Annotated in this window: 28 protein-coding genes, 1 other RNA gene and 1 pseudogene; 7 read left to right on the top strand and 23 right to left on the bottom strand. The window is 47.9% G+C overall.

Going from position 1 to position 23,788, the window contains the following annotated elements; all coding sequences use genetic code 11:
• The first annotated feature begins 62 nt into the window (after positions 1-62).
• Both BUB35_RS02760 and BUB35_RS02755 read left to right on the top strand, forming a co-directional pair.
• Complete coding sequence (locus BUB35_RS02760; RefSeq protein WP_072848928.1) at positions 63-437, top strand: nuclear transport factor 2 family protein; 375 nt, start codon at positions 63-65, stop codon at positions 435-437.
• Between the two features lie 238 nt (positions 438-675).
• Positions 676-1,296 (top strand): CatA-like O-acetyltransferase, encoded by a 621-nt coding sequence (locus tag BUB35_RS02755; protein WP_072848924.1) that lies wholly within the window; start codon positions 676-678, stop codon positions 1,294-1,296.
• A gap of 88 nt (positions 1,297-1,384) precedes the next feature.
• On the opposite strand, the gene BUB35_RS02750 is transcribed toward BUB35_RS02755, so the two are convergent.
• The 16 genes from BUB35_RS02750 to prpE form a co-directional block, all read right to left on the bottom strand.
• Positions 1,385-2,248, bottom strand: coding sequence for an N-acetylmuramoyl-L-alanine amidase family protein (locus tag BUB35_RS02750; protein WP_072848921.1), 864 nt, complete (start codon positions 2,246-2,248; stop codon positions 1,385-1,387).
• Between the two features lie 3 nt (positions 2,249-2,251).
• Complete coding sequence (locus tag BUB35_RS02745) at positions 2,252-2,938, bottom strand: MBL fold metallo-hydrolase (RefSeq protein ID WP_072848917.1); 687 nt, start codon at positions 2,936-2,938, stop codon at positions 2,252-2,254.
• Complete coding sequence (locus BUB35_RS02740) at positions 2,935-3,474, bottom strand: SOS response-associated peptidase family protein (protein ID WP_159432854.1); 540 nt, start codon at positions 3,472-3,474, stop codon at positions 2,935-2,937. Before BUB35_RS02740 ends, BUB35_RS02745 begins: the two co-directional genes overlap by 4 nt.
• Positions 3,475-3,503: 29 nt before the next feature.
• Entirely contained in the window at positions 3,504-4,067 is a 564-nt protein-coding gene (locus BUB35_RS02735) for a beta-class carbonic anhydrase (protein WP_072848910.1), read from the bottom strand.
• 24 nt (positions 4,068-4,091) lie between these two features.
• Positions 4,092-4,289: a hypothetical protein gene (locus BUB35_RS02730; RefSeq protein WP_072848906.1), complete on the bottom strand. Its 198-nt coding sequence runs from the start codon at positions 4,287-4,289 to the stop codon at positions 4,092-4,094.
• Positions 4,290-4,411: 122 nt separating this feature from the next.
• An RNA gene (gene rnpB, locus BUB35_RS02725) (RNase P RNA component class A) lies at positions 4,412-4,751 on the bottom strand.
• 33 nt (positions 4,752-4,784) lie between these two features.
• Positions 4,785-6,446 carry a nucleoside kinase gene (locus BUB35_RS02720; protein ID WP_072848904.1) on the bottom strand — a complete coding sequence of 554 codons (1,662 nt, stop codon included), beginning with the start codon at positions 6,444-6,446 and terminating at the stop codon, positions 4,785-4,787.
• A gap of 24 nt (positions 6,447-6,470) precedes the next feature.
• Positions 6,471-7,589 (bottom strand): Nif3-like dinuclear metal center hexameric protein, encoded by a 1,119-nt coding sequence (locus BUB35_RS02715; RefSeq protein ID WP_072848901.1) that lies wholly within the window; start codon positions 7,587-7,589, stop codon positions 6,471-6,473.
• Positions 7,577-8,266, bottom strand: coding sequence for a tRNA (adenine(22)-N(1))-methyltransferase (locus BUB35_RS02710; RefSeq protein WP_072848897.1), 690 nt, complete (start codon positions 8,264-8,266; stop codon positions 7,577-7,579). The genes BUB35_RS02715 and BUB35_RS02710 overlap by 13 nt, the downstream gene beginning before the upstream one ends.
• Positions 8,267-8,344: 78 nt before the next feature.
• The gene (rpoD, locus tag BUB35_RS02705; RefSeq protein ID WP_191343683.1) at positions 8,345-9,418 is read right to left on the bottom strand and encodes an RNA polymerase sigma factor RpoD; all 1,074 of its coding nucleotides are present in this window, start codon (positions 9,416-9,418) and stop codon (positions 8,345-8,347) included.
• Between the two features lie 40 nt (positions 9,419-9,458).
• Positions 9,459-11,237, bottom strand: a complete 1,779-nt coding sequence (gene dnaG, locus BUB35_RS02700) for a DNA primase (protein WP_072848872.1) — start codon at positions 11,235-11,237, stop codon at positions 9,459-9,461.
• Between the two features lie 208 nt (positions 11,238-11,445).
• On the bottom strand, positions 11,446-12,459 hold the full coding sequence (locus tag BUB35_RS02695) for a deoxyguanosinetriphosphate triphosphohydrolase (protein WP_072849054.1): 1,014 nt from the start codon (positions 12,457-12,459) through the stop codon (positions 11,446-11,448).
• 115 nt (positions 12,460-12,574) lie between these two features.
• Positions 12,575-12,919, bottom strand: coding sequence for a hypothetical protein (locus tag BUB35_RS02690; RefSeq protein ID WP_072848870.1), 345 nt, complete (start codon positions 12,917-12,919; stop codon positions 12,575-12,577).
• Between the two features lie 15 nt (positions 12,920-12,934).
• Entirely contained in the window at positions 12,935-13,216 is a 282-nt protein-coding gene (locus BUB35_RS02685; protein ID WP_072848869.1) for a hypothetical protein, read from the bottom strand.
• A 191-nt stretch (positions 13,217-13,407) separates the two neighbouring features.
• Positions 13,408-13,833 (bottom strand): helix-turn-helix domain-containing protein, encoded by a 426-nt coding sequence (locus BUB35_RS02680; protein ID WP_072848867.1) that lies wholly within the window; start codon positions 13,831-13,833, stop codon positions 13,408-13,410.
• 135 nt (positions 13,834-13,968) lie between these two features.
• On the bottom strand, positions 13,969-14,760 hold the full coding sequence (gene prpE, locus BUB35_RS02675) for a bis(5'-nucleosyl)-tetraphosphatase PrpE (protein ID WP_072849051.1): 792 nt from the start codon (positions 14,758-14,760) through the stop codon (positions 13,969-13,971).
• 127 nt (positions 14,761-14,887) lie between these two features.
• On the opposite strand from prpE, the gene BUB35_RS18985 reads away from it, so the two are divergent.
• Positions 14,888-15,028, top strand: coding sequence for a hypothetical protein (locus BUB35_RS18985; protein WP_159432853.1), 141 nt, complete (start codon positions 14,888-14,890; stop codon positions 15,026-15,028).
• Positions 15,029-15,078: 50 nt separating this feature from the next.
• Here BUB35_RS18985 and BUB35_RS02670 read toward each other — a convergent pair whose 3' ends face one another.
• Together BUB35_RS02670 and BUB35_RS02665 are read right to left on the bottom strand one after the other, a co-directional pair.
• Positions 15,079-15,333: a hypothetical protein gene (locus BUB35_RS02670; protein ID WP_143158927.1), complete on the bottom strand. Its 255-nt coding sequence runs from the start codon at positions 15,331-15,333 to the stop codon at positions 15,079-15,081.
• Positions 15,248-15,733 (bottom strand): hypothetical protein, encoded by a 486-nt coding sequence (locus BUB35_RS02665; RefSeq protein ID WP_143158926.1) that lies wholly within the window; start codon positions 15,731-15,733, stop codon positions 15,248-15,250. Before BUB35_RS02665 ends, BUB35_RS02670 begins: the two co-directional genes overlap by 86 nt.
• Before the next feature lie 119 nt (positions 15,734-15,852).
• Between BUB35_RS02665 and BUB35_RS19765 the strand changes: the two are divergent.
• Positions 15,853-16,047: pseudogene (locus BUB35_RS19765) on the top strand (hypothetical protein); the annotation flags it as partial.
• 205 nt (positions 16,048-16,252) lie between these two features.
• Here the strand turns inward: BUB35_RS19765 and BUB35_RS02655 are convergent.
• From BUB35_RS02655 to BUB35_RS02645, 3 genes are read right to left on the bottom strand one after another with little or no spacing between them, the layout of a single operon-like run.
• Positions 16,253-17,545, bottom strand: coding sequence for a TRAP transporter large permease (locus tag BUB35_RS02655; protein ID WP_072848859.1), 1,293 nt, complete (start codon positions 17,543-17,545; stop codon positions 16,253-16,255).
• Entirely contained in the window at positions 17,542-18,030 is a 489-nt protein-coding gene (locus BUB35_RS02650; protein WP_072848857.1) for a TRAP transporter small permease, read from the bottom strand. Before BUB35_RS02650 ends, BUB35_RS02655 begins: the two co-directional genes overlap by 4 nt.
• Before the next feature lie 23 nt (positions 18,031-18,053).
• Positions 18,054-19,220, bottom strand: a complete 1,167-nt coding sequence (locus tag BUB35_RS02645; protein WP_072848855.1) for a TRAP transporter substrate-binding protein — start codon at positions 19,218-19,220, stop codon at positions 18,054-18,056.
• 481 nt (positions 19,221-19,701) lie between these two features.
• Here BUB35_RS02645 and BUB35_RS02640 point away from each other — a divergent pair, with 481 nt between their 5' ends.
• Positions 19,702-20,376 carry a GntR family transcriptional regulator gene (locus BUB35_RS02640; RefSeq protein WP_072848853.1) on the top strand — a complete coding sequence of 225 codons (675 nt, stop codon included), beginning with the start codon at positions 19,702-19,704 and terminating at the stop codon, positions 20,374-20,376.
• 332 nt (positions 20,377-20,708) lie between these two features.
• Here BUB35_RS02640 and BUB35_RS02635 read toward each other — a convergent pair whose 3' ends face one another.
• Positions 20,709-21,620: a recombinase family protein gene (locus BUB35_RS02635; protein WP_072848851.1), complete on the bottom strand. Its 912-nt coding sequence runs from the start codon at positions 21,618-21,620 to the stop codon at positions 20,709-20,711.
• On the opposite strand from BUB35_RS02635, the gene BUB35_RS02630 reads away from it, so the two are divergent.
• The gene (locus BUB35_RS02630) at positions 21,619-22,368 is read left to right on the top strand and encodes a S8 family serine peptidase (protein WP_072848849.1); all 750 of its coding nucleotides are present in this window, start codon (positions 21,619-21,621) and stop codon (positions 22,366-22,368) included. The two genes, BUB35_RS02635 and BUB35_RS02630, sit on opposite strands and share 2 nt — an antisense overlap.
• A 16-nt stretch (positions 22,369-22,384) precedes the next feature.
• Positions 22,385-22,813 carry a hypothetical protein gene (locus BUB35_RS02625; protein WP_072848847.1) on the top strand — a complete coding sequence of 143 codons (429 nt, stop codon included), beginning with the start codon at positions 22,385-22,387 and terminating at the stop codon, positions 22,811-22,813.
• 74 nt (positions 22,814-22,887) lie between these two features.
• On the opposite strand, the gene BUB35_RS02620 is transcribed toward BUB35_RS02625, so the two are convergent.
• Positions 22,888-23,604, bottom strand: a complete 717-nt coding sequence (locus BUB35_RS02620; protein WP_072848845.1) for a helix-turn-helix domain-containing protein — start codon at positions 23,602-23,604, stop codon at positions 22,888-22,890.
• Positions 23,605-23,788: the final 184 nt, after the last annotated feature.

The raw sequence follows: 23,788 nt of genomic DNA, 5'->3' as shown, positions 1-23,788 counted from the left end.
TGCCTGCGTGTGCTAAAATGAAAACAAATCCAATACTACCCTAAAGGTCGGAGGTGTATGATATGAGACAACGCGAAGAAATCATCAAAGCTTGGCTGGATATGTGGCTGGGACAGGAACTGCTGCCGCTGGAAGCAGTCTTTACACCGGATGTGCATTACTATGAATTTCAGGGACGGGAATACGAAGGCATTGACCAGATCCGTCGCTGGTTTGAAACATGGAACAGCGAAAACCGTGTCGTAAAATGGGAAGTTGGTCGTTTCGTACACGATCAGGATCTGACATTGGTACCTTTCTATTTCCAGAACGTGAACAAAGAAGGGGAAAAACGGGAATACGAAGGGGTTTATCTGGTAGAATGGGACGGCGACCATCGCATCCAGAAATTGCAGGAATTCTACTGCAAACTGCCTCATTACAAACCTTACGCATAAACATTTTTGCCTGCTCTTTCAAAAGCAACTTCCCCTTAAGAAAACATTGATTTTTCTTTTTCTTGATTTCTTAAGGGGAATTGCGACGGCTGTTTTCATAAGAAAACATAACAAATAAAATTTTCATAAAATAAGAAAGCTAAAATCCTTTATCATGATAAGGAGTTTAGCTTTCTTTGTTTTCTTATGAAGATGCCCCTAAGAGAGCAGGCTTTTTTCACGAAAAGGAGCAAAGACAATGACATTCACACCCATCGACATGGAAACATGGCACAGAAAGCCCTATTTCCTTCACTACCACAAAGACATTCCCTGCACCTACAGCATAACTGTTTCTCTGGACATCACCGTCCTGAAGAAAACAGGCGTTTCCCTGTATCCTGCCCTGCTGTATCTCTTGACCAAAAACTTGAACCACTACGAGCAGTTCCGCACAGCCTTTGACGAAAAGGGAAATGTGGGCATCTACTCCAACATGGAGCCATGCTACACCATTTTCCATAAGGAACAGGAAACCTTTTCCAACCTCTGGACGGAGTACAGCGAGGATTTTTCCACATTCCTTGCGCGATACAAAGCCGATCTGGAAACCTACGGGAACGTACTGGATATGGACGCAAAACCCAACACCTTCCCCGTTTCCATGGTGCCATGGACGACGTTCACGGGCTTCCATCTGCACCTGCAAAAGGGCTATGACTATCTCCTGCCCATATTCACACTGGGCAAGGCATGGGAACACCATGGGCACTGGAAAATACCCCTTGCCATACAGGTACATCATGGTGTCTGCGATGGGTTCCATGTGAGCCGTTTTGTGGAATCCCTCCAGCAGGACTTGCACCAATTCCAGCCATAATAAAAATAAGAAAGCTGAAATCCTCGTAATCGAAAAGATTTCAGCTTTTTTTGTTTTCTGATGAAGAAGCCCCAAAAAAGACTTCTTGTTATGGTTCTGTTTGATTTTCTGTGGTTTCGTCTGCCCCCAGATACCGCAGGATTGCCCGATAATAGGCTTCTGCCGCTTTCTGACGGCCTTCCTCCGTACCGAAGTTTGCCACATCGCTCTCGTTGGTGACAAAGCACTGTTCCACCAGCACAGCGGCGCCTGTCTGATTTTTCAGTACGCCGAAAGTATCGTAATCATACACGGTGGTATCCGTGGAATCCACCAGCATTTTTTCCCCGTTCACATAATAGCCGAAACGGATGCCATTGCCGCCTCGCAGTTCGCTGCCTGCCGCTTCCATTTCTTCTGCCAGCAGGGCGGCAAATTCCATGCTTGCCTCATGGTTTTCCATACCCGGCACAGCTGGATAGCACTCAAAGCCCGATGCTTCCCCTGTTTCGTCCGCATTGCCATGGACAGACAGCATCAAATCCGGCTGCAAAAAGGCAAGTTTGCGGTTACGGTCGGTAATGGACATGCCTTCACCCATTTTTCTGGTGAGCACCACCCGAAAACGCCCATCTTCTTTCAGCAGTTTCTCCAAGTCTGTCACTGTCTGCTCTGTCAGCTGTACTTCCTGAATGACCCCCACAGAGCCTACGTCCTCTCCGCCATGACCTGCGTCCAGCGCCACAGTATAGGGCTTGCCATAGCGGTAATACAGAAAGAATCCCCCATAGCCCAGCACAAACAGAATCAGCAGCACCAGCAGACGACGGAAGATACCGCCTTTTCTCCGGCGTTTTTTCCGTTTTGGCGGCTGGTACACATCCACATATCCTCTGGGCGGTTCTTCATATCTTCTGGGCTTCCGCCGCCTTTTCTCCGGCGGTTCAAAATCTCTCCAGTTTCTCCCTTTCATGCCTTAAATGATGAAAGTATCTCCTTCTCTGCGGATCAAAGCCACATGGGCGCCGTAAGGCTTTTGACGCAGTTTTTCGCAGATGTCGAAATGTTTCCAGAAGTGCATGGGCAGCAGCACCTTTGCCCCAACGGTTTCCATGAAATAATCAACTGCCCAGTCATATTTGTCCTGCAAACGAGGGTCCGCAGGCACACAAGCCACGTCGATTTCTCTGCCTTTGAGCAGGTCAATTTCCCGACGATAGCTGTCAGCGATGTCGTTATTGAATTCTTCGCTTTCGCCGTTCCAATGCCACCAGTTCAGGTCACCTGCGTGGAATACGGTACGTTTGCCGGCTACTTTCACCACAAAAGCAACGCCCTGATCGTTGGAAGCCAGTGTTTCGATTTCCAGATCATCTACAGTCAGTTTCTGGTGAGGTTTCACCCATGTCACTTCCCCTTTGAAATCCTTGGGCAGTTCCACATCATCGGACAGGATATAATGTGCCCGATCTGCCCACCGCAGGATCGCAGGGTCGTAGTGATCCCCATGACCGTGGGAAACGAAAATATAAAACTTCTTATGAGGGAAATCCCCTTCATTCACTCTGTCAAACATCCCGTTCTGGGTGTAGTAATCAAAAAGCAGTACAGAATGCTTTGTTTCAATCTGAAATCCGCTGTGATGCAGATATGTCATATTCATAAAGTTTCTCCTTCCATCTTCTTCCGTTTCAGCAGTACCCGTTCTTTGGCTTCTTCCAGAAACTGCCGCGCCTGTCCTTCGTCATAAAGCCATTGCCGCAGATTTTCGCCTGATAATATAAGAGGTGTGCGGTGATGAATCTCTCCCACACATCCAGAAGCGTGTTCCGTCACAACGGTGGCTTCCCAGCCCTCCGCCTTTTTCCGGCAAACGCCAGCCAGATACAGCATTTCTTCCTCTTGGGGCAGAAAATCCCATCCTGTCCCATCTCCGTCCCACTCGCAAAAACCTGTCACCGGAATGACACAGCGGTTCTGGACAAAGTCCTTTCCAAAGAGAGGCTTTTCCAGCAAAGTTTCGCTTCTGGCATTATAGACCCGCTTGCCTTTCTGGGTCAGATACCCCCAGTCTGCCACATCTGCCGTTGTTTTGCCGCCGGACACCCGCAGTATGGGAATGGGATTGCCTGGAAACAGTTCCCTGCCAAATTCACAATTGGGATATTTTCGCAGAATTTCCCTCATAATCGCAACCATAGGCTTACTTGCAGGGGAAAATTCCCATATCATTTGTCTGCACATGTCACTTCACGCATGGCACCTGTATGAGGGTCCATGACAAAACCGTAAACTTCCACATCTTTATGAATCAGCGGATGGTTGCGGATGGTATCCACCGTGTTCTGAACAGAGGTGCAAATATCGCCAAAGCCAGTGAGCCACTGTTCCAGATTTTTATGGTTGGCATCCACATGGTCGATGACATCTCTGGAAATGCCCTTTTCTTCCATTTTGGCAATCATCTTTTTGGCATCCAGCGCTCTGCCGCCGCAGTCGTCATGACCAATGACCAGAATGGTATCCACGCCCAGTTCATAAACAGCCACCAACAGGGAGAAAATCACACTGCCATAGGGGTGGGTGATCTGACCGCCGGCGTTTTTGATGAGCTTCACATCGCCGTTTTTGATGCCCAGCGCCGCAGGCAAGAGTTCTGTCATACGGGTATCCATACAGGACAAAATGGCAATTTTCCGGTCGGGATATTTTGTGGTTGCATATCGTTGGTACATTTCATGGTCTACAAAAACTCTGTTATATTCCAGCATTTTTTTCACGCTGTCGTTCATGGGGAATCCCTCCTTTGTATCCTCTCACTTCTTTCTGCTCTGCCATTTCAGTGTGGCAAAGATCAGCACAAACCAAAGTACGATCAGAATCAATGCCAAAGGCAGGATGGCATTCAGCAAAGTTTCTCCCGGCAGCACTTTTGCCGCAATATACAGCCCAATGCCCACCAGTACCAAATACAGCAGCGTGACCACCTGCATGATTTTTCTTGTTTCCTTCATAATCGCACCTTCCTTTCTGCCGCTCTGTACTGATTCTATCATTCCAGAGGAAAGAAATCAAATTTCCGAAATAAAAAAATCCGACATTTTCCAAAAAACATCGGATTTTTTCTGTCTGTAAAAAAGTGAGCAGACCTGTAAGCCGGGTTCTGTCGTGGACAGCCATCTATCTTGGTCTGTTGTTGCCAACAGCATCATGCGACTTTTCATCGAGGAGAGACGAGCAGCCTCTTCGCCCTCTTTCGTCTTGCTTCAGGTGGGGTTTACAGAGCCTCCTGCGTTACCGTAGGAGCGGTGGGCTCTTACCCCACCTTTCCATCCTTACCTGCCAAAAGACAGGCGGTTTATTTCTGTTGCACTTTCCTTAGAGTCGCCTCCACCGGCCGTTAGCCGGCACCCTGCTCTATGAAGCCCGGACTTTCCTCACTGGAGCGAATCCAGCGCGACTGTCCAGTCTACTCAATGGGTTATTATACTCCAAAAAGGAGCTGTTTGTCAAACCTTAAAGCAGCTGCCGCCCACAAATTCCTTAATGAGTGAGTTGTTGGGGATTTCTGTGCCCGGCGCCGCAAGGAAATAGCCTAAGAACTTGATAAGCCGTTTTGCGGTGATATACTCGGGCTGGTCTTCCCCAATGGCAAAGAGCTGAGGTTCCGCATACTGCTTCAGGACGCTTAATTCATAGATAGTTGCGGAGTTGAAAATGGCATCTGCGTTTTCCTGATAAGGGAAAATGTTTTCCGCTTCCCCATCGGTAACATCATTCCACTGCCCAATGGTCGTTGCCGCGTCCCGTCCACGGAACTGATAATCCCGTACGATACGGCGAATCAAACGGCTGTCAGATGTGGAAATGCGGTTATGATCGTCCACGTTCAGCTGTGTCATGGCGCTGATGAAAATCTTGAATTTCTGTTCCGCAGGAATTTCAGATGTGAGCATATCGTTGAGCCCGTGGATGCCCTCCAGCACCAGAATCTCGCCTTTCTTCGCCTGAATACGGTTGCCGTTGTATTCCCGTTTGCCTGTAACAAAGTTATACGTAGGCAGGTCTACCAATTCCCCTGCAATCATTTTCTTCAGATCGTCGTTGAGCAAAGGCAGGTCAAGAGCCTGAATATGTTCATAATTCCGTTTGCCGTTTTCATCCACAGGTGTTTTATCCCGTTCCACAAAGTAATCATCCAGAGAGATTTTATGAGGCTGGATGCCCAATACCTGTAGCTGGATGCACAGGCGGTTGGCAAAGGAAGTCTTACCAGAGGAAGAAGGACCTGCAATGAGTACCACACGGACTTTATCCAAACGCTGGTGAATCATATCAGCGATTTCCGCAATCTTCTTTTCGTGAAGGGCTTCATTGATGCGAATCAGGTCGCCAAATTTTCCCTGGGTCAGTGTATGGTTCAGTTCTGCCACATTTTTTACCCCCATAAGCTGACACCAGTGCATCTGTTCCAGAAATACACTGCTGATTTTCTTAGGGTTGGAAAATTCCCGCAGCACTTCCGGCTGTTTTGGGTCAGGAAAACGAATGAGAAAGCCGTTCTCGTAAGCCATAAGGGAAAAGACCTTCAAATTTCCCGTAGCAGGGGGCATATATCCATAAAAATAATCATAGAAGCCATCCAGCTCATAAAGATTCACATTGGATGCCCGGCGATAACGGAACAATTCATCCTTATCAGGCATGCCCTGTCGTCTGGCGATTTCTCTGGCGTCTTCTTTCCGCATGGTGCGTTTGCAGATAGGCAGGTCTGCTGCCACATATTCCCGCATTTTGCCTTCGATTTTTGCCAACACTTCTTCTGTCATTTCCATTTCCGGTTTGCGGATTTCGCAGTAGAGATTTTTCTGCAAAGAATGTTCCACCACCACCAGAGATTCGCTTCCCCAGAGTTCGTAAACAGCTTTTGTCATCAGAATCAGCACACCGCGGCGATAAACGCGCATGGCTTCATCGTTTTCGATGCCGTAAAATGTCACATCATCGCAAGTGCGGATTTTCTGATGGAGTTCCCGCAATTTATTTTTCTGTCTTGCCAGCATAATGGGACCATTGACCATGCCGGAAAAATCTTTTGCCACGTCGGCAAAGGTTGCCCCCTCTGCAATCTCCACCATTTTTCCCATGACGTTGATCTGTCTTGTTTCCATGACTTTTCTCCTCCTTTTCTCCTCTTACAGTGCCCAGAATGTCTGCCCGTTGACTTTTGAGCAAACCACTTCCAGCGCCCAGCCCTTTTCTGCCGCTGCCTGTTCCAGCGCTTTCTGAATCACAGGTACGATGAGCACTTCGCTGGCATAATGGGTCACATCTGCCACACAAATGCCTGTTTCCACTGCCTTCTGGGCTTCGTGGAATTTGATGTCCGCTGTCAGATAAGCGTCCGCACCGGCGTAATAAGCAGGCATGATAAATTCCGCGCCGCTACCTGTGCAAAGGGCTACCTTCTGAATCATTTTATGTGCATCACCTGTCAGGCGAATACTATCCAAACCTAATTTTTCTTTCAGCATTCTGGCAAAGTCCGCAAAAGCCACAGGCGCAGGCAATACGCCCATACGTCCAATGCCTTCTTTTTTGTATCTCTGCTCCACAGCGTATACGTCATAAGCCACTTCTTCGTAGGGATGGGCTGCCTTCATAGCGGCGATGACATTAGCCGCCTGAGATGCAGGCACCAAAGCTTCCAGACGGACTTCTTCCACCCGTTCCAGCTTGCCCTGTTCTCCTAAGAAAGGATTGCTGCCTTCCATGGGCAGGAAGGTGCTTTCTCCCGGCGCCCCAAAGGTGCAGCAAGTATAATTGCCGATTTCTCCCGCACCAGCGTCACACATGGCTTTCCGCACGGCTTCAGCATGGGTCACAGGCACGAAAACAGCGATTTTCTTCAAATCCTCTGCCCATGTTTCTTCTAAGTATGTCAAATCCTGCAAGCCGATGAGTTCTGCCAATACATCATTGGTGCCGCCTTTGGCGATATCCAGATTGGTATGAGCAGAAAATGCCGCAATGTTATTCTGAATCAAAGAAATGATTTTGCTGCCCACAGAAGTTTCTGTGGTGATGCTGTCAAATTTCTGGAACAGCAGCATGGGGTGATGGGTGATGATCATATCTGCGCCCATTTCTGCCGCTTCTGCAATGACTTCTTTTGTCACATCCAGCGCAACCAGTATTTTTTTCACTTCATGGTTGGGGTCGCCCACTGCCAAACCGGGTTTATCCCAGCTTTCCGCCAGTTTTCTGGGGGCAATGCCCTCCATGACTGCCATAATATCTTTTACTTGTACCATGCTTTCGCCTCCTTGATGACTGCCAGTTTTTCCTCGATTTCCGCCAAACGTTCCGCAGCTTTTGGGGTGCCGCTTTGGCGCAGACCTTCTGCCACTTTTTCATACTGGGCTTCTTCTCTGGTCAGTTCTTCCCACAAAATGGGGTCTTGTTTTTCCAATAATCTGCCGCCGTAGAAAAGGGAGGCAGGTGTTTTTTCCTTCTCCTCGCCGGGGACACAGCGGAAAATATGATAATACTTTCCGTCCTCTTTCACCATAATTTCCTCGTCAATGGCAAAGCCAAAATCCCACACCGTCTGGCGCACAGCGTCCAGATCATGCTGGGGAGAAAGAATCCATTCTTTCAGGCTTTTTGCCACATCTTCGCTTTCTTTGAGGATACGGCATATCAGCATACCACCCATGCCTGCAATGACAGCGCTTTCCACTTCCCCTGTATGTACGGGCAAAAGTCCGCTGCCCAGACGGGTTTCGATGGCGTTTCCTGCCCCCATGGCGGCGATGTTTTCCTTTGCCTTTTCCAGAGGACCTTTGTTCAGGTCACAAGCCAAAGCCTTATCGATTTTCCTCTGTTCATACAGATACAAAGGCACATAGCCGTGGTCGGTGCCGATGTCCGCCATACTGCGGCGAGTCACCAGTCCTGCCACTGCCTGCAATCGTTTTGAAATATCCATAACCTGTTTCCTTTCTATGCAAAACAGGCGGCAAGCATACCCCTTTTGGGTACGCCTGCCGCCTGCCACTTGTGTTTCTTATTCCAGATAATCTTTCAGTTTTTTGCTGCGGCTGGGATGACGCAGTTTACGCAGGGCTTTTGCCTCGATCTGACGGATTCTTTCTCGTGTGACATTGAATTCTTTGCCCACTTCTTCCAGTGTTCTGGCACGTCCGTCGTCCAGACCAAAGCGCAGGCGCAATACCTTTTCTTCCCTTTCGGTAAGGGTATCCAGCACTTCGATGAGCTGTTCTTTCAGCAGCGTAAAGGCAGCCGCTTCCGCAGGGGCAGGAATATCATCATCGGGGATAAAGTCACCCAGATGGCTGTCTTCTTCTTCGCCGATGGGGGTTTCCAGAGAAACAGGTTCCTGTGCGATCTTCATGATTTCACGAACCTTTTCTTCGGGCATCTGCATTTCCACTGCCAGTTCTTCTGCGGTCGGTTCACGACCCAATTCCTGCAGCAGCTGTCTGGAGATACGAATGAGTTTATTGATGGTTTCAACCATGTGTACGGGAATACGGATGGTTCTTGCCTGATCGGCAATGGCTCTGGTGATTGCCTGGCGAATCCACCATGTGGCATAGGTGGAGAATTTATAGCCCTTGTGGTAATCGAATTTTTCCACGGCTTTGATCAGCCCCAGATTGCCTTCCTGAATCAGGTCAAGGAACAGCATCCCACGACCTACATATCTTTTGGCAATGCTGACAACCAGACGCAGGTTGGCTTCTGCCAGTTTCTTTTTGGCAGCTTCGTCGCCTTCTTCCATACGCTGTGCCAGTTCCACTTCTTCCTCTGCGGAAAGCAGAGGAACTTTGCCGATTTCCTTCAGATACATTCTGACAGGGTCGTCGATATTGATGCCTTCGGGCAGTGTCAAGTCAAGGTCTTTTTCAACTTCTTCTTCTGCGTCCAGATTGCCCAGGATATCAATGCCCTGTGTTTCCAGATATTCATAAATCCGATCGATGCGGTCGGGGTCCAATTCCAAATCCGCCAGATGGTCCATGACCTCTTTATACTCTAATACGCTTTTCTTCTTTTTGCCCATGGCAACCAGTTCTTCCAGTCTGGTCAACAATGTGGTTTCTTCGACGGATTTCAAAGCAATCCTCCCTTTCTGTGTTCCTTATAGTCTAACCATATCAGATGGTAATATGCAGTGCCTCCAGCTTTCTTTTCTCCTCCACCAGCTGTTGGATTTCCTCCACGGTGGATGCCTGTGCCGTTTTTCGGTCGATCTTTGCCCGCTTCAATACTTTTGCGGCTTCATTGACGGCTTTTTGCAGGTCAAACCCATCGTCTGCCGGCGGTTGTGCCGCGAAAATCTCCGTGACACGCCGTTGTGCTTCGCCTTCCTCAAAAAAACTGATCAGTTCCGCAGGGAACACATTCCCCGCTTCTTCCCATAAAGTGCCCATGGCTTCAAATGCCTTGCCGTAGACCTCTGTGGGAAAATCGTCCTTATCCAACACCTTCTGTAAAATTTCATATATATGCCGATGGCTGGCAGAAAAATACAACAAACTTTTCTGGGCGTCCAACAGCCCCTTATCTTCCTTTTCTCTGCCGCCGTACTGCCTTTGCATCTGTATCTGCCGCTTCTGGGCTTCCTGCTGGAACGCCTCGTCCTCTTTGCGGCGGAGTTTCCGTATTTCATTCTGGATGGCGCTTTCCTCCACCCCTGTCATACGGCTGACCTCGGCGGTATATACATCCCGCTCGATGTCGCTTTCCAATTTTGTCAAAATCTGCGCCGCCTCTGTGGCAAAGCGCACCCGATGTTCCGGGTTGTCCAGGGCGTATTTCCTGCGGATGCAGGCGATCTGGAACGATATATAATGAACGGCATTGACCAGCAGCTTGGAAAACTCTGCTGAGCCGTTTTGTTTGATGAATTCGTCGGGGTCTTTGCCGTCTGGCACCTGTGTCACCCGTACATGGAATCCATTTTCCACCAATACGGGAATGGCACGGAGGGCGGCGTTTGTGCCTGCTTCGTCGCTGTCGTAAAGCAGAATCACGTCCTCGGCGTATTTCTTCAATGTCATGGCGTGTTCCCGGTTGAATGCCGTTCCCAACGACGCCACCACGTTATGGAATCCTGCCTGATAGACAGAAATCATATCCATATATCCTTCCACCAGAATAAGTTCCTTCTTTCTGGCGGCTTTGGCAAAATTCAGCCCGTATAGATTGCGGCTCTTGCTGAACAGTACGGTTTCGGGGGAATTCAGATACTTGGGTTCCCCCTTGCTTAGGATTCTGCCGCCGAACCCTACTACCCGTCCTTGGGCGTCAAATATGGGGAACATAAGCCTTCCCCGGAAACGGTCGTGGTAGCCGCTTCCTTCCTTATCGGGAATGACTAAGCCGCTTTTGACCATATCCTCTACGGAATATCCCAATCCCTTCAGGTGGTCGAAAAGGGCATGTCTGCGGTCTGGGGAATAACCGATACCGAATTTTCTGGCAAGGTTTGGCTTCAATTGCCGCCGCTCCAGATAAGCCCGTGCCGGTACGCCTTCGTCCGACTGGAGGGTGTCATAATAAAACCTTCCTGCTGCCCGATGCATCTCAAAGAGCCTTGTTTTCAGCCGCTCCATGGCGAGAGCCTGTCCCGTCATTTGAGGCTCCGGCAAAGGGATGTTGGCGCGCTCCGCCAGTTTTTTCACCGCTTCTGGAAAATCACAGTTTTCCATTTCCATGAGAAAGCCGTATACATTCCCAGACGCTCCACAGCCGAAACAGTAATAAAACTGTTTTTCACTGTTGACGGAAAAAGACGGGGTCTTTTCGTGATGAAAAGGGCAAAGTCCGAAGTAAGAACTGCCCTTTTGCTTCAAGGGGACGTACTGGGAAATGACATCCACAATGTCATTTTGCATACGGATTTCCTCAATCAATTCTCTCGGATACCGCATTGTCCTCCCCCCTTTCCATCTTTTTGGAAACAACGTTTCTGGAATTTCCGTAAACATTGGAGAAAGGAAGCTGTTACACTTCCTTTCTCCTGCTATACTCTATGATTTCGACATTTCCCCGAAAAATCCTCCCTTTTGGCGACGTTTTGTATATTTGTACAAAAACCGACCGCAAAAGACCGATTTTTCGCAAAAATCCATCAATAAATCAAAGGACGCTCCATTCCGCAGGAATAAAGAGTTTCTTGAATCTTGCCACGGCAAAACGGTCTGTCATGCAGGCGACATAATCACAAACGGTCTGCTCCACCGTTTCCCCTTCTTCCATGAGGCGGCGGAACTCTCCCTCCATCTCCTGTGGATGTTCCAGATAGTAAGCAAAGAGGTCGCCTACGATTTTCTGGGCTTTTTCATGCTCACTGGTGGCAATGTCACTGTGGTAGACCTTCTGGAACATAAATGCCCGCAGTCCTGTGAGGGTTGCCCGCATTTCCGGACTCATGCGGATGTCGCCGGTGCCGGTGCTATGTAATATGGTATCCCGTATCATGGCATTGATGCGTTTGCTGGAGGTTCCCCCCATGACTGCCACATATCCCGCCGGAATATCCTCAGGGCGGAGCATGCCTGCCCGAATGGCATCGTCAATGTCGTGGTTGGTATATGCGATTTTATCTGAAAGCTGTACAATTTTCCCTTCCAGTGTGGCAGGGTGTCCGCTGGTACGGTGGTTCAGTATACCATCCCGCACCTCCCATGTCAAATTCAGTCCCTTTCCGTCTTTTTCCAGACGGTCTGCCACACGCAGGCTCTGTTCGTTATGGGCAAAACCCCCTCTGTCTTTGCAGAGTTCATCCAGTTTCCGCTCCCCGGCGTGACCAAAAGGCGTATGCCCTAAGTCATGCCCCAAAGCAATGGCTTCTGTCAAATCCTCATTGAGTCGCAACGCTCTTGCAATGGTACGGGCAATCTGGGCAACCTCCAACGTATGGGTCAGGCGGGTGCGGTAATGATCTCCTTCGGGAGAGATGAACACCTGTGTCTTATGCTTCATGCGCCGAAAGGCTTTGCAGTGGATGATACGATCTCTGTCCCGCTGAAAATCCGTGCGAAAATCGCACTTTTCCTCGGGGCGCAAACGCCCTTTGGATGCGGCACTTTTTGCCGCCAGAGGACTCAATATTTTCTCCTCCAATTCTTCCTGAAACAAACGGTATTCCATTCTCATCCCTCCTTTTTCTTCCTTAATAAGAAAATACGCTTCTTTCACAAAAAAATCCTCTTTTTTTCCGTAAAAAAATAGGGAAAACCCTGTAAAATCCAAGGTTTCCCCGTTTTTAACTGCCGATGAAATAAGCGGCGCATTTCACAGCGTTGAAAACAGCCATAGCCGCTCCTGCCAGTGCGAAAAATCGCAATTGCCGCTCATACCCATCTGATGCCCAATGCCATGCGTCCTGCGTCTGCTGATACTCTTTCAGCATGCACCAATACAAAAGGGCGCACAGCCCAAAGAATACCGCTGTCCATGCGGAAATTGCCGCCAAAGGTCCTGTCATCTGGTACTGCTCAAATACCCCTGCCAGCAAATCCAGAAACATGCAGACAGTCAAAACTTTCTGCATATTGTTTCGGATGAAGGGATGACGGTCTAAGAATAAAAGTAATTTCGGTTTTTCCATGATATCCGTCCTTTCTCAAAAGATATAAACGCCCAAAAGCAAACAGCAGAAACAAATGCCAAAACAAAGAATGCCTGTGACCTTTCTGTTTCTGCGTTCTTTAACCGTTGGCATTTTTCCGGCAGACAGGAGCCAAAACCTGCCATAAACAAAAAAGAACACAGCCATGATGATATGCACCACCCAGTATGCCCTCCATCTTTCCCAAAGCTTGAAATAATTGACTGCCAAATATACACACACAATCAAATGCAGAAATCTCCAGTATTTCTCAAAAAATCCATCTATCTTTTTCATCTTTCTGCCCCCTTCTTTTCAGCATAGCAGAGAAAAGAGGGCTTGTCCATGGATACAAAAAATCCAGCCAAAGCAACTTCCCCTTAAGAAAACATATCAAATAAAATCTCAGTAAAAATAAGAAAGCTGGAATCCTCTATATGACAAGGATTTCAGCTTTCTTTGTTTTCTTATGAAGATGCCCCTAAATTTTACGGCTGGAATTCTTTGAAGTATGTTTTTGCGAAAATATCCTTCAATGCCAGCATAGCATCTTCGGCGGAATAGCCGTAAGTTTTCTGGACTTCCCGTATCATAGCAGCAAACTGGACTTCGTAAGGAGTGCAGTCCATTTCCTGCTGATAAGTCACCAATATAGGATAGAGTTTCGTCCAGTCCACCACATAGCCTGTTTCCGTCTGTTTGATTTCCGGCTGTTTTTCTTCTTCTGCCAAAAGGCTGTTGCAATCTGTTTCCAGAGCCTCAGCCAGTTTTACCAATCCCGGCACCGTAGGCATGGTGGTGCCTGCTTCCCATTTGGAAACGGTCTGTCTTGCCACCTGCAATTTTTCTGCCAGCTGTTCCTGTGTCATGTTGGCATCCTTTCTTGCCTTTGCGATATTTTTTCCCAAATCCATGCAAATCCCTCCTTATTTATCATGGTAACAAAAACACGCCGCCCTTTCCACCACCTGTCGGGCAAAAAGGCACGCCAGAAGTGCATTTTTCCAATCAAAAAACGGATGAGCCTTCTTGACTCATCCGTTCTCTTTTCATTCCGGCACTTTGCCGTCACCACGATAGTGGGCATAAACCTGTCCGCGCACCTGCACAAACTCCATTTCCGGATAACGCAGGGCTGTGAGATAACCGCCATAAACACACCCCTGGTCAATGTCAACGGTGTTATTCACCAAATCAGGGCGTTCTGCCACTGTATGCCCATAGACCACCAAGGCTTTTCCATGGTAAGACGCTGCCCAGTCCCGTCTTTGGGGTCTGCCGTTTTCGTCTGTTTCGCCAGTGGTTTCCCCATAGAGGCACACTGCCCGTATTTTCCCGGAAAAATATCCCATGCTTTCTTCCTGCAAGCCGCCATGGACGATTGCCAGACGTTTTTTATCCAGCAAAAGATAATAGCACTGGCTTTCATAGCACTGCATATAGCGAATGCGGAATGCCTGCCGTTCCTCTCTGCTCAGCTTGTCCAGTTCTGCCACGGTTTTCTCCAGACCATGAGAAATCCGCACACGGTTCCCCAGAAAATAGCGGTAAAGCTTATTGCAGTGATTGCCGTGGACCCAGAAACCGCCGTTATAAGCCACCTGATCCATCCAGAAATTCAGGCATGCCAAATTGGCAGGGCCTTTGTCGGACACATCCCCCACGGAAATAAGCCGCCGTTTATCGGGATGAACGTAAATGCCCTTTTCCTCCCGGTAGCCCAGCTTTTCCACCAGCTGGATGAGCTCGTCATAACAGCCATGGACATCGCCGATGATATCATATTGATTTTCACGGAACTCCAATATACGGAAGTTCCGTTCCCGTCGTTCCTTTTTCATATACACCAATCATTTCTACTTCTGTTTTTTCAATCTTTTTTATCATAACATAAAATCCTCTGTCCGTGCAAAAAAAGTGAAAAAACTTTCCTCCCACTGCATAAAGTAGTGACAGGAGGTGGTATGTATGTATGGAAAGAGAGAGATACCCGCACCCTTTGCGCCCCAGAAACAAAAAGCAAGACCACAGAAAAGCCAAAGAAAGCAGGCTTCCGGCGGCTGTTCCCCGGCGGCAGTGTTACTGCTGTTGGATTTGCTTTCCCGGTAAACAGATACGGCGTATTTCCCCTTTGGAAAATACGCCGTATTTTTTCTATTTTACAATCCCATAAGTCCCATAATCTGCTGTATCTGTGCCCGGTCGTTTTCCGGCAGATTTTGAGATACTGCTGCCAGCAGGGCTTTCTGTTCTTCTTTGGAAAGGGTTCCGCCTTGCGCCAAGGCTTCCCCATATTCCAGAAAAACATCCAATCTCTCCAGTCCTGTTTTATCCTTGCTTTTTTCCTGAGCTTCCCGAATCAGCCGCAGCCGTTCCTCGCCCAGAGCCTCCATTTGTGCCTTTGTCCAGTCCATCCAATCCCTCCTTTTGTATGAGGATTTCCCTTGCGTCCATGACCCGCATGAGGGTATCCAGTCTTGTTTGTTCCCTTTGGGACAGGCAGGGGCGAATGGCGGACAGCATCTGCCTTCTGCGCACAGATGGCGGCAGGGTATCCCGGCTGCGGGCTTGCAGCACGCCTCCCGTCAGCATCCGCCGCATTTCCATGAGCCGCACCACCACATACAGATCCCTTTGATACTCCTGATCCAGAAACGGAATGGCTGCCATGAGCATGTTCTCCTGCTTTTCCCCTTCCTCCATTGCCGGCACTGACTGCGAAGCCTCCTGCGGTGTATCCTGCCCCATGAGCCGGCGCAGTCTTTCCAGCCTGCCTGCCAGATGCATGAGTTCTGTTTTCCGGTTTTCCTCCATGGTATTCCCTCCATCCTGTCCTTCATCAAAAGATATGCAGCCGGAAGGAAAAAAAGAACTTCTTTCGCATTCCCAAAAAACTGCCCCCCGCATACTCTGTCAGAAAGGGGGTCTTTCAAATGGAGCATTTTACAGATACCGCCATTTCGCCAAAATCATTCCCCACAGGAAAAGGCATCGGCATTGCCATACTGGACACAGGCATCTCTCCTGTGGCGGATTTTACCATACCAACAGACCGCATCATCGCTTTTCGGGATTTCATCAATGGGCGGACAACGCCTTACGACGATAACGGACACGGGACCCATGTGACAGGCGCAAAAAAAAAGAAACAACGCCCATGTTGATACACAGGCGCTGCCTCTTCCATTTTCTATAATGCTTTATATGTAGGAGTTAGAGATTATCCGATTCATTACTGGAACATGAGAAATGCTACCAGTACGATGATGCAAGCATCTACCAAGTGGCTGCAAGCATTTTTACACCACTGCATATTTTTTTCGCCTTCCTTCTTTAACCTAACAAATTAGGCAGGAACATAGAGATTGCCGGTACATAGGTGATCAGCATCAGTGTGGCGATCATCAGCACCAGGAAGGGGACGATCCCCCTGATGACCACATCCAGCGTCGTTTCCCCTACACGGGAAGCAACGAACAGGTTTACACCCAGAGGAGGTGTGATGAAGCCGATTGCCAAGTTGGTTACCATGATGATACCGAAGTGGATAGGGTCAACGCCCAGCGCTGTTACAACAGGGAACAGGATGGGAGCCAGAATCATGATGGCACATACTGTTTCCATGAAGCAGCCTACCAACAGCAGCAGCAGGTTGATGAGCAGAAGGATCAGCACTTTGCTGTCTGTCATCGTTGTCAGCAGAGTTGCAACGGTTGTAGGGATACGACCCAGTGTCAGGACTTTGGAGAAACCAGTTGCGCAGCCAATTACCACCAGGATGGTTGCGGTTGTTTCACAGGATCTCTTTGTTACATCCAACATCTGTTTGAAGTTCAGTTCTTTATGTACGAACAGACCGATGATCAAGCTGTAAATTACGGATACAGCAGCTGCTTCTGTAGGTGTGAAGATACCGCCGTAGATACCGCCCAGGATGATAACGGGGGACAGCAGTGCCCATTTACCTCTCCATACTTCGCGGAGCGCACGACCGATGCTGAAAGGTTCTGTGTCGCCTTTATAACCAGCTTTTCTTGCATAGACGTAGCTGTAAACGATCAGTACCAGACCGATGAGGATACCGGGGATGAAGCCCGCCAGGAACAGGGAGCTTACGGAGCTGTTTACAGTTACGGAGTAAACAACCATAGGGATACTGGGCGGGATGATAACGCCGATGGAACCAGCGGCAGCGATCAGCGCCAGTACGAATTTTTTGTCATATCCTTTTTCCAGCATGGTAGGAACAACCATACCGCCGACAGCTGCTACAGTTGCCGGACCGGAACCGGAAATAGCCGCGAAGAACATACATACAACAACGGTTACGATGGCAAGACCGCCGCGGATTCTGCCGAAGAATACGTTGGCAACGTCCAGCAGACGTTTGGAAATACCGCCGCCGCCCATCAGTTCACCGGCGAACACGAAGAAGGGAATCGCCATGATGGGGAAAGAGTCTGTACCAGTTACCATGTTACGTGCTACAAAGCCCAGTGTCAGCTGATCTGTAGCGAAGATATAAGCCAAGGAAGCGATCCCCAGGGAGAAACCGATGGGAACAGTCAAAACAAGGCTGATGATCAATGCAATAAATACGACTGCTGCAATAGCTCCAGTTGTCATGCTTCCTGCACCTCCTCATGATTATGCAATCCTTTGATTTTTTTGATGATGCACTGGATCTGGCGGATAGCTGTCAAGAAGAAGCCAACCAGAGGTGCTGCGTATACGAACTGCATGGGCACATGCAGGGCGGGAGAAATCTGGCCGCTGGCTGTGATCTTCTGGAAAACAGTAACGGATGTTGCCGCAATGAAGATTGCAAAAGCCAGTACGATGATTTCACTAAGGATTTCTACATAAGGACGTGCTTTTTTAGGATAGATATTGATAGCAGCGTCGATACGGATATGGGCTTCTTTTTTCGCTGTATAAGCCACAGAGAAATAAACCAGCCATACAAACAGATATCTTGCCATTTCTTCAGACCATGTCAGAGAGCTATGGAATACATAACGCATGACAACCTGAACAAAAATGATAATACTCATCAAAAACATCAAAGGCACGATGAAGCATGCTTCCAGATGTTCATTCAAAAACTTCATACCTTTTTCCCTCCCCTGTATTTTTACGCCGCAGGTGCTGCTTCAACATCGGTTTCTGTTTGTGCCGGTGTATCTGTCGTCTGTTCTGCGGGATACTTTTCTTTCGCTTTTTCGGCTTCGCTGTAAAGCAGATCGATCACTTCAGGATGTTCTACTTTTTCATAAGCCAGATCTTTGATGCCGGCACAAGCAGCTTTCATTTCTTCCACCACTTCAGGGCTCAGTTCTGCGTAGTTCATGCCGGGATAGTTTTTGATGTTTTCCAAAGCAGCAGCTTCGTATTCGGAACATCTTTCACGTTCATAAGCAACAGCTTCATCGGAGATTTTCATGATGATATCCTGTTCTTCCGGTGTCAGACCGTTGAATGTTTCTCCACTCATCAGGATTACGTAAGGAGAATAGATGTGTTTTGTATAAACATAGTATTTCTGTACTTCCTGGAATTTGGACTGCCATGTCAGTTCTGCGCCGTTGTCCTGACCGTCTACAGTACCCTGCTGCAAAGCGGTGAACAGTTCTGTGAAGGCCATGGGTGTAGGGTTGGCACCATAAGCTTTCCACTGTGCCAGCTGCAGTTCATTTTCCATGATACGGATCTTCAGACCTTTCAGGTCATCCATGGATTCGATGGGTTTATCTGTGGTGGACAGTGTACGGAAAGAGTTTTCCTGCCACTGCAGCAGCTGGAAGCCAACTTCTTTGAGCTGATCGCCCAGATAGTCGCCCAGTTCGCCGTCCAGCACTTCGTATACCTGCTGTTTGTTTTCAAAAATCCAAGGAATATCCAGACAGTAAATATCTTTACAGAAAGCAGCTACTGTTGCGTTTGTTGCCAGTACGATATCGTAGTCACCAAACTGGCAGCTTTCCAGCAGTTCACGTTCACCGCCCAATACGTTGTCCGTATAGATATCTACGGTCATGGCGCCGTTTGTTTCCTGCTCAAGACGCATCTTGAAGAATTTCGCTGCGTCGATGGTAGCAGGGGCATTGCCCAGGGCATAGATCAAATGTCTGCAGTCTTCCTGCAGTTCCACGCCTGATTCAAAGGTAACAGGCTCTACCTTCTTTTCCACAAACCCTGCGGGTGTTGTGGTTTCTGCGGTTTCCTCATTTTGGCTGCCGCAGCCGGTCATCCCCAGCAGCATGGCAGTTGCCAGCGCCAGAACACCGAGTCTTTTTTTCATACATACTCCTCCCTCTTGTCTTTAGAATCCTCCCAAAAGCACATCTTTTTTTAAAAGAAGTTCTTTTTTCACGATTAAAACGAATTTTTTATCGATAAATAAAACTTCTTTTTTGATAGATAAAACTTTTTATTAGATTATATTTAATCCAATTCTAATTTTCAATTGGTATTTCCTCTAATTTAAAAACATTTATCCGCCACATAAAAACACTGTTATTATGCATATAGAACAAACATTTTGAATCATTATGCATTTTTTACAAATGTATACATCCTTTTTTATTCATTTTCCCATTCCAAAAAATCCCATTTTGAAAAAATCATCCTTCTTTTTTTCTCTTGGAAGGTGTATCCATTCTCAATAGAAAACGGATGAACACAAATTGTCTATTGCATTTTTGCACAACTGGTTTTACAATAGATATAAAATCGTTATAAAAGTTGCATGAACACTGCAAGCAGAGGGGGAGCAAGTAGACATGAGCGAAAAAATTACACTAGCGGATCAGATTTATGCGGACATAAAAAAAGAAATCACCAACAAGCAGTTGGTTTCCGGTGAAAAGATCAATATCAAAGAACTGGCAAGAAAATATGGTGTCAGCGATACGCCTGTAAAACAGGCATTGCAGCGTCTGGCAGAAGAAAAACTGGTGGTCAATACCCCCAACAAAGGCATGAGTGTGCGCACACTGACGCCTCATGAACTGAACGATACCTTTGACATCCGTCTGATGATGGACAGCTTTTTCATCAAAGACATCATCACCACTTTGAACTATAACAACACCCTGCGCCAGCAGCTGCTGGAAAATATGGAAAAACAGAAACACTTTATTTCCTGTAACGATTCCACCATGGACGCAGAAGGCTTTTTCCAGCTGGATCTGGAATTTCATATGCTGTATCTGACTGCCTCCGGCAATCAGAAAGCCGTGGAAGTTCTCAAAGATTTGCAGCCCTTTACCTTTTCCGCCGGTACATACTTCAATCAGCCCCATTATCGGGACTGCGAATGTGTGGAAGAGCATCAGGCAATTCTGGATGCAGCCCTTGCTGCGGATCCGGAAGGACTGCGCAAAGCCATTGAAACCCACATCTCCAATTCCCGCAGAGCATTCCAACTGATCTTTAAAGTCAACCAGATGGTTTGATTTTCAAAATCAAAACCACTAGTAAACTAGTGGTTTGATCAACCCCTAGAAGGGGTATTACGTGCCGACCCCTAAAAGGGGCATCGAAAAATATCATCGCATTTATTTGCACTGCAACCTGTAAACAGGTACTACAATTGAGAATACAGTATGTTAATTTAATATTGCATATCTATCCTTCATTTGATAATTAATAAATCCATAGTAATTATCATTCAAAAAAAATATACTAAAGTATTTTATTTACCCCTAGTAGAACTAGGGGTTTTGTTAAGCTAAAGCACCCAAAAATAGCGGAGAAACCTGTTTTTCAGATTTCTCCGCTGTTTTTTCTATGCCTTTCTGTTTTTTGCCATTTTCTTTTGGACTGCCCCAAACATTTCCTCGGAAACCAACGGCACATGGGTATCTTTCACCACCGTCCACTGTTCTTTGGAACATGGGCGGCTTTTTTTCTGTTTATAACTGATTTTTTCTGTTTTTCCCTGCACCATATTTCCCAAATATACAGGATTTTTCAATATTTTGCATATGGTGGATGCCGTCCAGATGCCTTTCGCCTTTCTGCCGCAATCCTTCCCCTCTTGCGCCAATGCCATAGCCGGAGATAATATGCCGCAGCCATTGAGCACCTCTGCCACGCCTGTGCAGGAAAATCCCAGAAGATACAGCCGAAAGATGCCTGCCACCACCCGCGCCCGTCGGGGGCAAGGCACCAGCACATGATGGTCAGCCAGACTTTTCTCATAACCATAAGGCGCATAATTCCCCAGATACTGCCCCATTTCCCGTTTCCTGCGGAGGACTGCCCGAATATTATCCGATAATTCCTCGCAGTACCATTCGTTGATGAGGCTGTTGATCTGGCTGGCCCGTTTATTTTCCCGTCTAGCCGTATCCACTCCATCCACCACGGACACAAACCGTATGCCCCACAAGGGAAACAACTCATAAAGATACCGTTCTGCCGTCACCAGATTTCGGGTAAAGCGGGATTGGGTCTTACACAAAATCACAGAAAACCGCCCTTCTCTGCCATGGGCAATGAGCTCCTGAAAACCGGGGCGATCTTCCCGCAGTCCCGAATAATCCTCATCCACATAGATGCCTGTCACCTGCCAGCCTTTCTTCGCCGCGTAAGCCAAAAGCAGTTCTTTCTGATTGGCAATGCTTTCGCTGTCTTTTCCCTCCTGTCGCTGTGCGTCCTCTACCGACAATCTGCAATAAATGGCTGCCCGCTCCATGTTTCTCCCCCCTTTTGCCTATGAATATGCGGCATTCCCTGTCCCGTATCCCTCTTTTGCGCCTGCCACCCATGTCACAGGCATTGCCTGCGGCAACGGTACCCTTTCCGGCGGACGATACCGGGGTATTGCCCCACAGGCGCACATCATTTCTCTGAAAATCCTGGATGCCATGGGACAGGGCACTTCCCTGCGTGCCATTCGTGCCATGCGATGGATATTGGACAACGCTCCACAATATAATATAAAAGTAGTCAATTTATCCATAGGCACCAATGACAGAAGGGTTCATCGTCCTCTGCAGGAAGCAGTGGAGTCCCTTTGGCACAAAGGCATTGTGGTGGTGGCTGCCGCAGCCAATCCAGACGGCGGGACGCATTTTCTGCCGCCGCCATCCCTCAGCCCCAGCATTCTTTCTGTAGGCACATGGGAGGACAGAGAATGGTTTCCTGCCAAACAGACCACATCCGTTGGTCAGCCAGATTTGTGGGCACACGGGGAAAATATCATTTCCGTTCTCTCACCGGACTATAACTTTTCCCTGCAAAACCGTTTCAAAAGCAGCATCGTCGACCACAGCTACATCGCCATGAGCGGCGCATCCATGGCAACGCCCATGGTCAGCGGCATGGCTGCCTGTCTGCTGGAACGATTCCCAAGCCTCACACCCAGTCAGGTGAAACAACGCCTCTGTGCTGCCGCCGAGAAAAACGGCGGTCTTTTGGAGCCTTCCTGTCTGCCTGAATGAAAGGAGCGATCTTTTTATGGAAGAAAACAATGTATTCCATCTGGCAAAAGTCCTGCAAAACACGGACAACGCCAGAAACGAACTGCAAACCTTCCTGCAAGCCATGCAAACAAGGGTGGAACAGGATTATCTGCAAAAAATACAGGCTGCCGCAGCCCTCCAACAGGCAGATGCCGTGGAGCATCCGCCGCGGGAAGTGACCCTGCTGCGGGCACTGGGGGCTTTTACAGACGAAGCGGGAAAACGACGGCTGGATGAAGCCTGCCGCAGTCTGATGCTCTTTCACACCATGGGGCAGATTCGGCAAAACGTGGCATACTCGCTGGAGGAAGGCAATGAGCTTGCTGTTCGTGACCGTTCAGGAGAAACAGGCTGCACCCCCTCTCCCCAAACGGTACGCATGGCAGGGCTGCTGATGATGCTTTCTTTAACAGAACGAATCTAAAAAAGAACCCCCTGTGCCTTTCTGCGCAAGGGGTTCTTGTCTTACATAATTGTCTGACATATTATATTCATTTATCACAAATGCTGGTTAATGATAAACATATTCATTTTCTTCATGGTGCGGATATCCTCTTTTGAAAAACGAAGGGTTTCCTTCAGTTCCTCATTCTCCTCCATGACATCCGGTGACAATACAAATTTAAAGGATGCAGGCATCATCGGTTGGATGGACAAGCCTGAAAACATGCCGAGCATCCGTCCGGCAGGACTGAAAGAATTGATGGCGTAGAGAAACACCCGCTCCATTTTGTTATTCTGGTTTTCAAACTGAAAATTGGTAAATGTGTCATAGCGCCGCATAGTGCCATGATAAAGATACTTACATTTATAACAGTTGGAATAATCATCCACATCTGCATACAAATCGGCGCTGAACATGCCATTTTCTCCGGTTCCGCGGATATCGATGACATTGCGGACAATGCGGCTGCGGCGACCGTCATAGAAATAAAGATACATCCTTGTCTTGCCATGGCGTCTGCCGGAAAGGTCCACACGCGTTTCTGTTTCTTCTGCCTCTTTGTCATAATCAATGAGTTGATTGACGGAAATATCCAGCGCATTGGCAATGATGAACAATGTTTCAATGTCTATGGCAATGTCCCCGTTCTCATACTTCGATACGGTGGCTTTGCTTTTATTTATAAGTCCCGCAAAGACTTCAATGGTCATATTTTTCATTTTACGATACAAACGGATGCGTTTGCCCACATGCATGCTGATTTCCTTCATAAATCCCCATCACCTGCTTCTCAGTCTTCCATTTATCCCTGTTTTTTTCTTGTCAGTAAGCATACAACAGGGGGCTTGTCTGCCTGAACTTTGACAGCTTTTGCCGAATGTTCTCAGACAAGTCGTATCTTTTTTCCATTTTTTTCTTTTGGTGCAAATTCATGATAACCGTTGAAAATCCCAT

It is taken from the genome of Anaerotignum lactatifermentans DSM 14214 (assembly GCF_900142265.1).
Classification (GTDB): domain Bacteria; phylum Bacillota; class Clostridia; order Lachnospirales; family Anaerotignaceae; genus Anaerotignum; species Anaerotignum lactatifermentans.
This window is presented reverse-complemented; position numbering and strand designations above follow the sequence as displayed.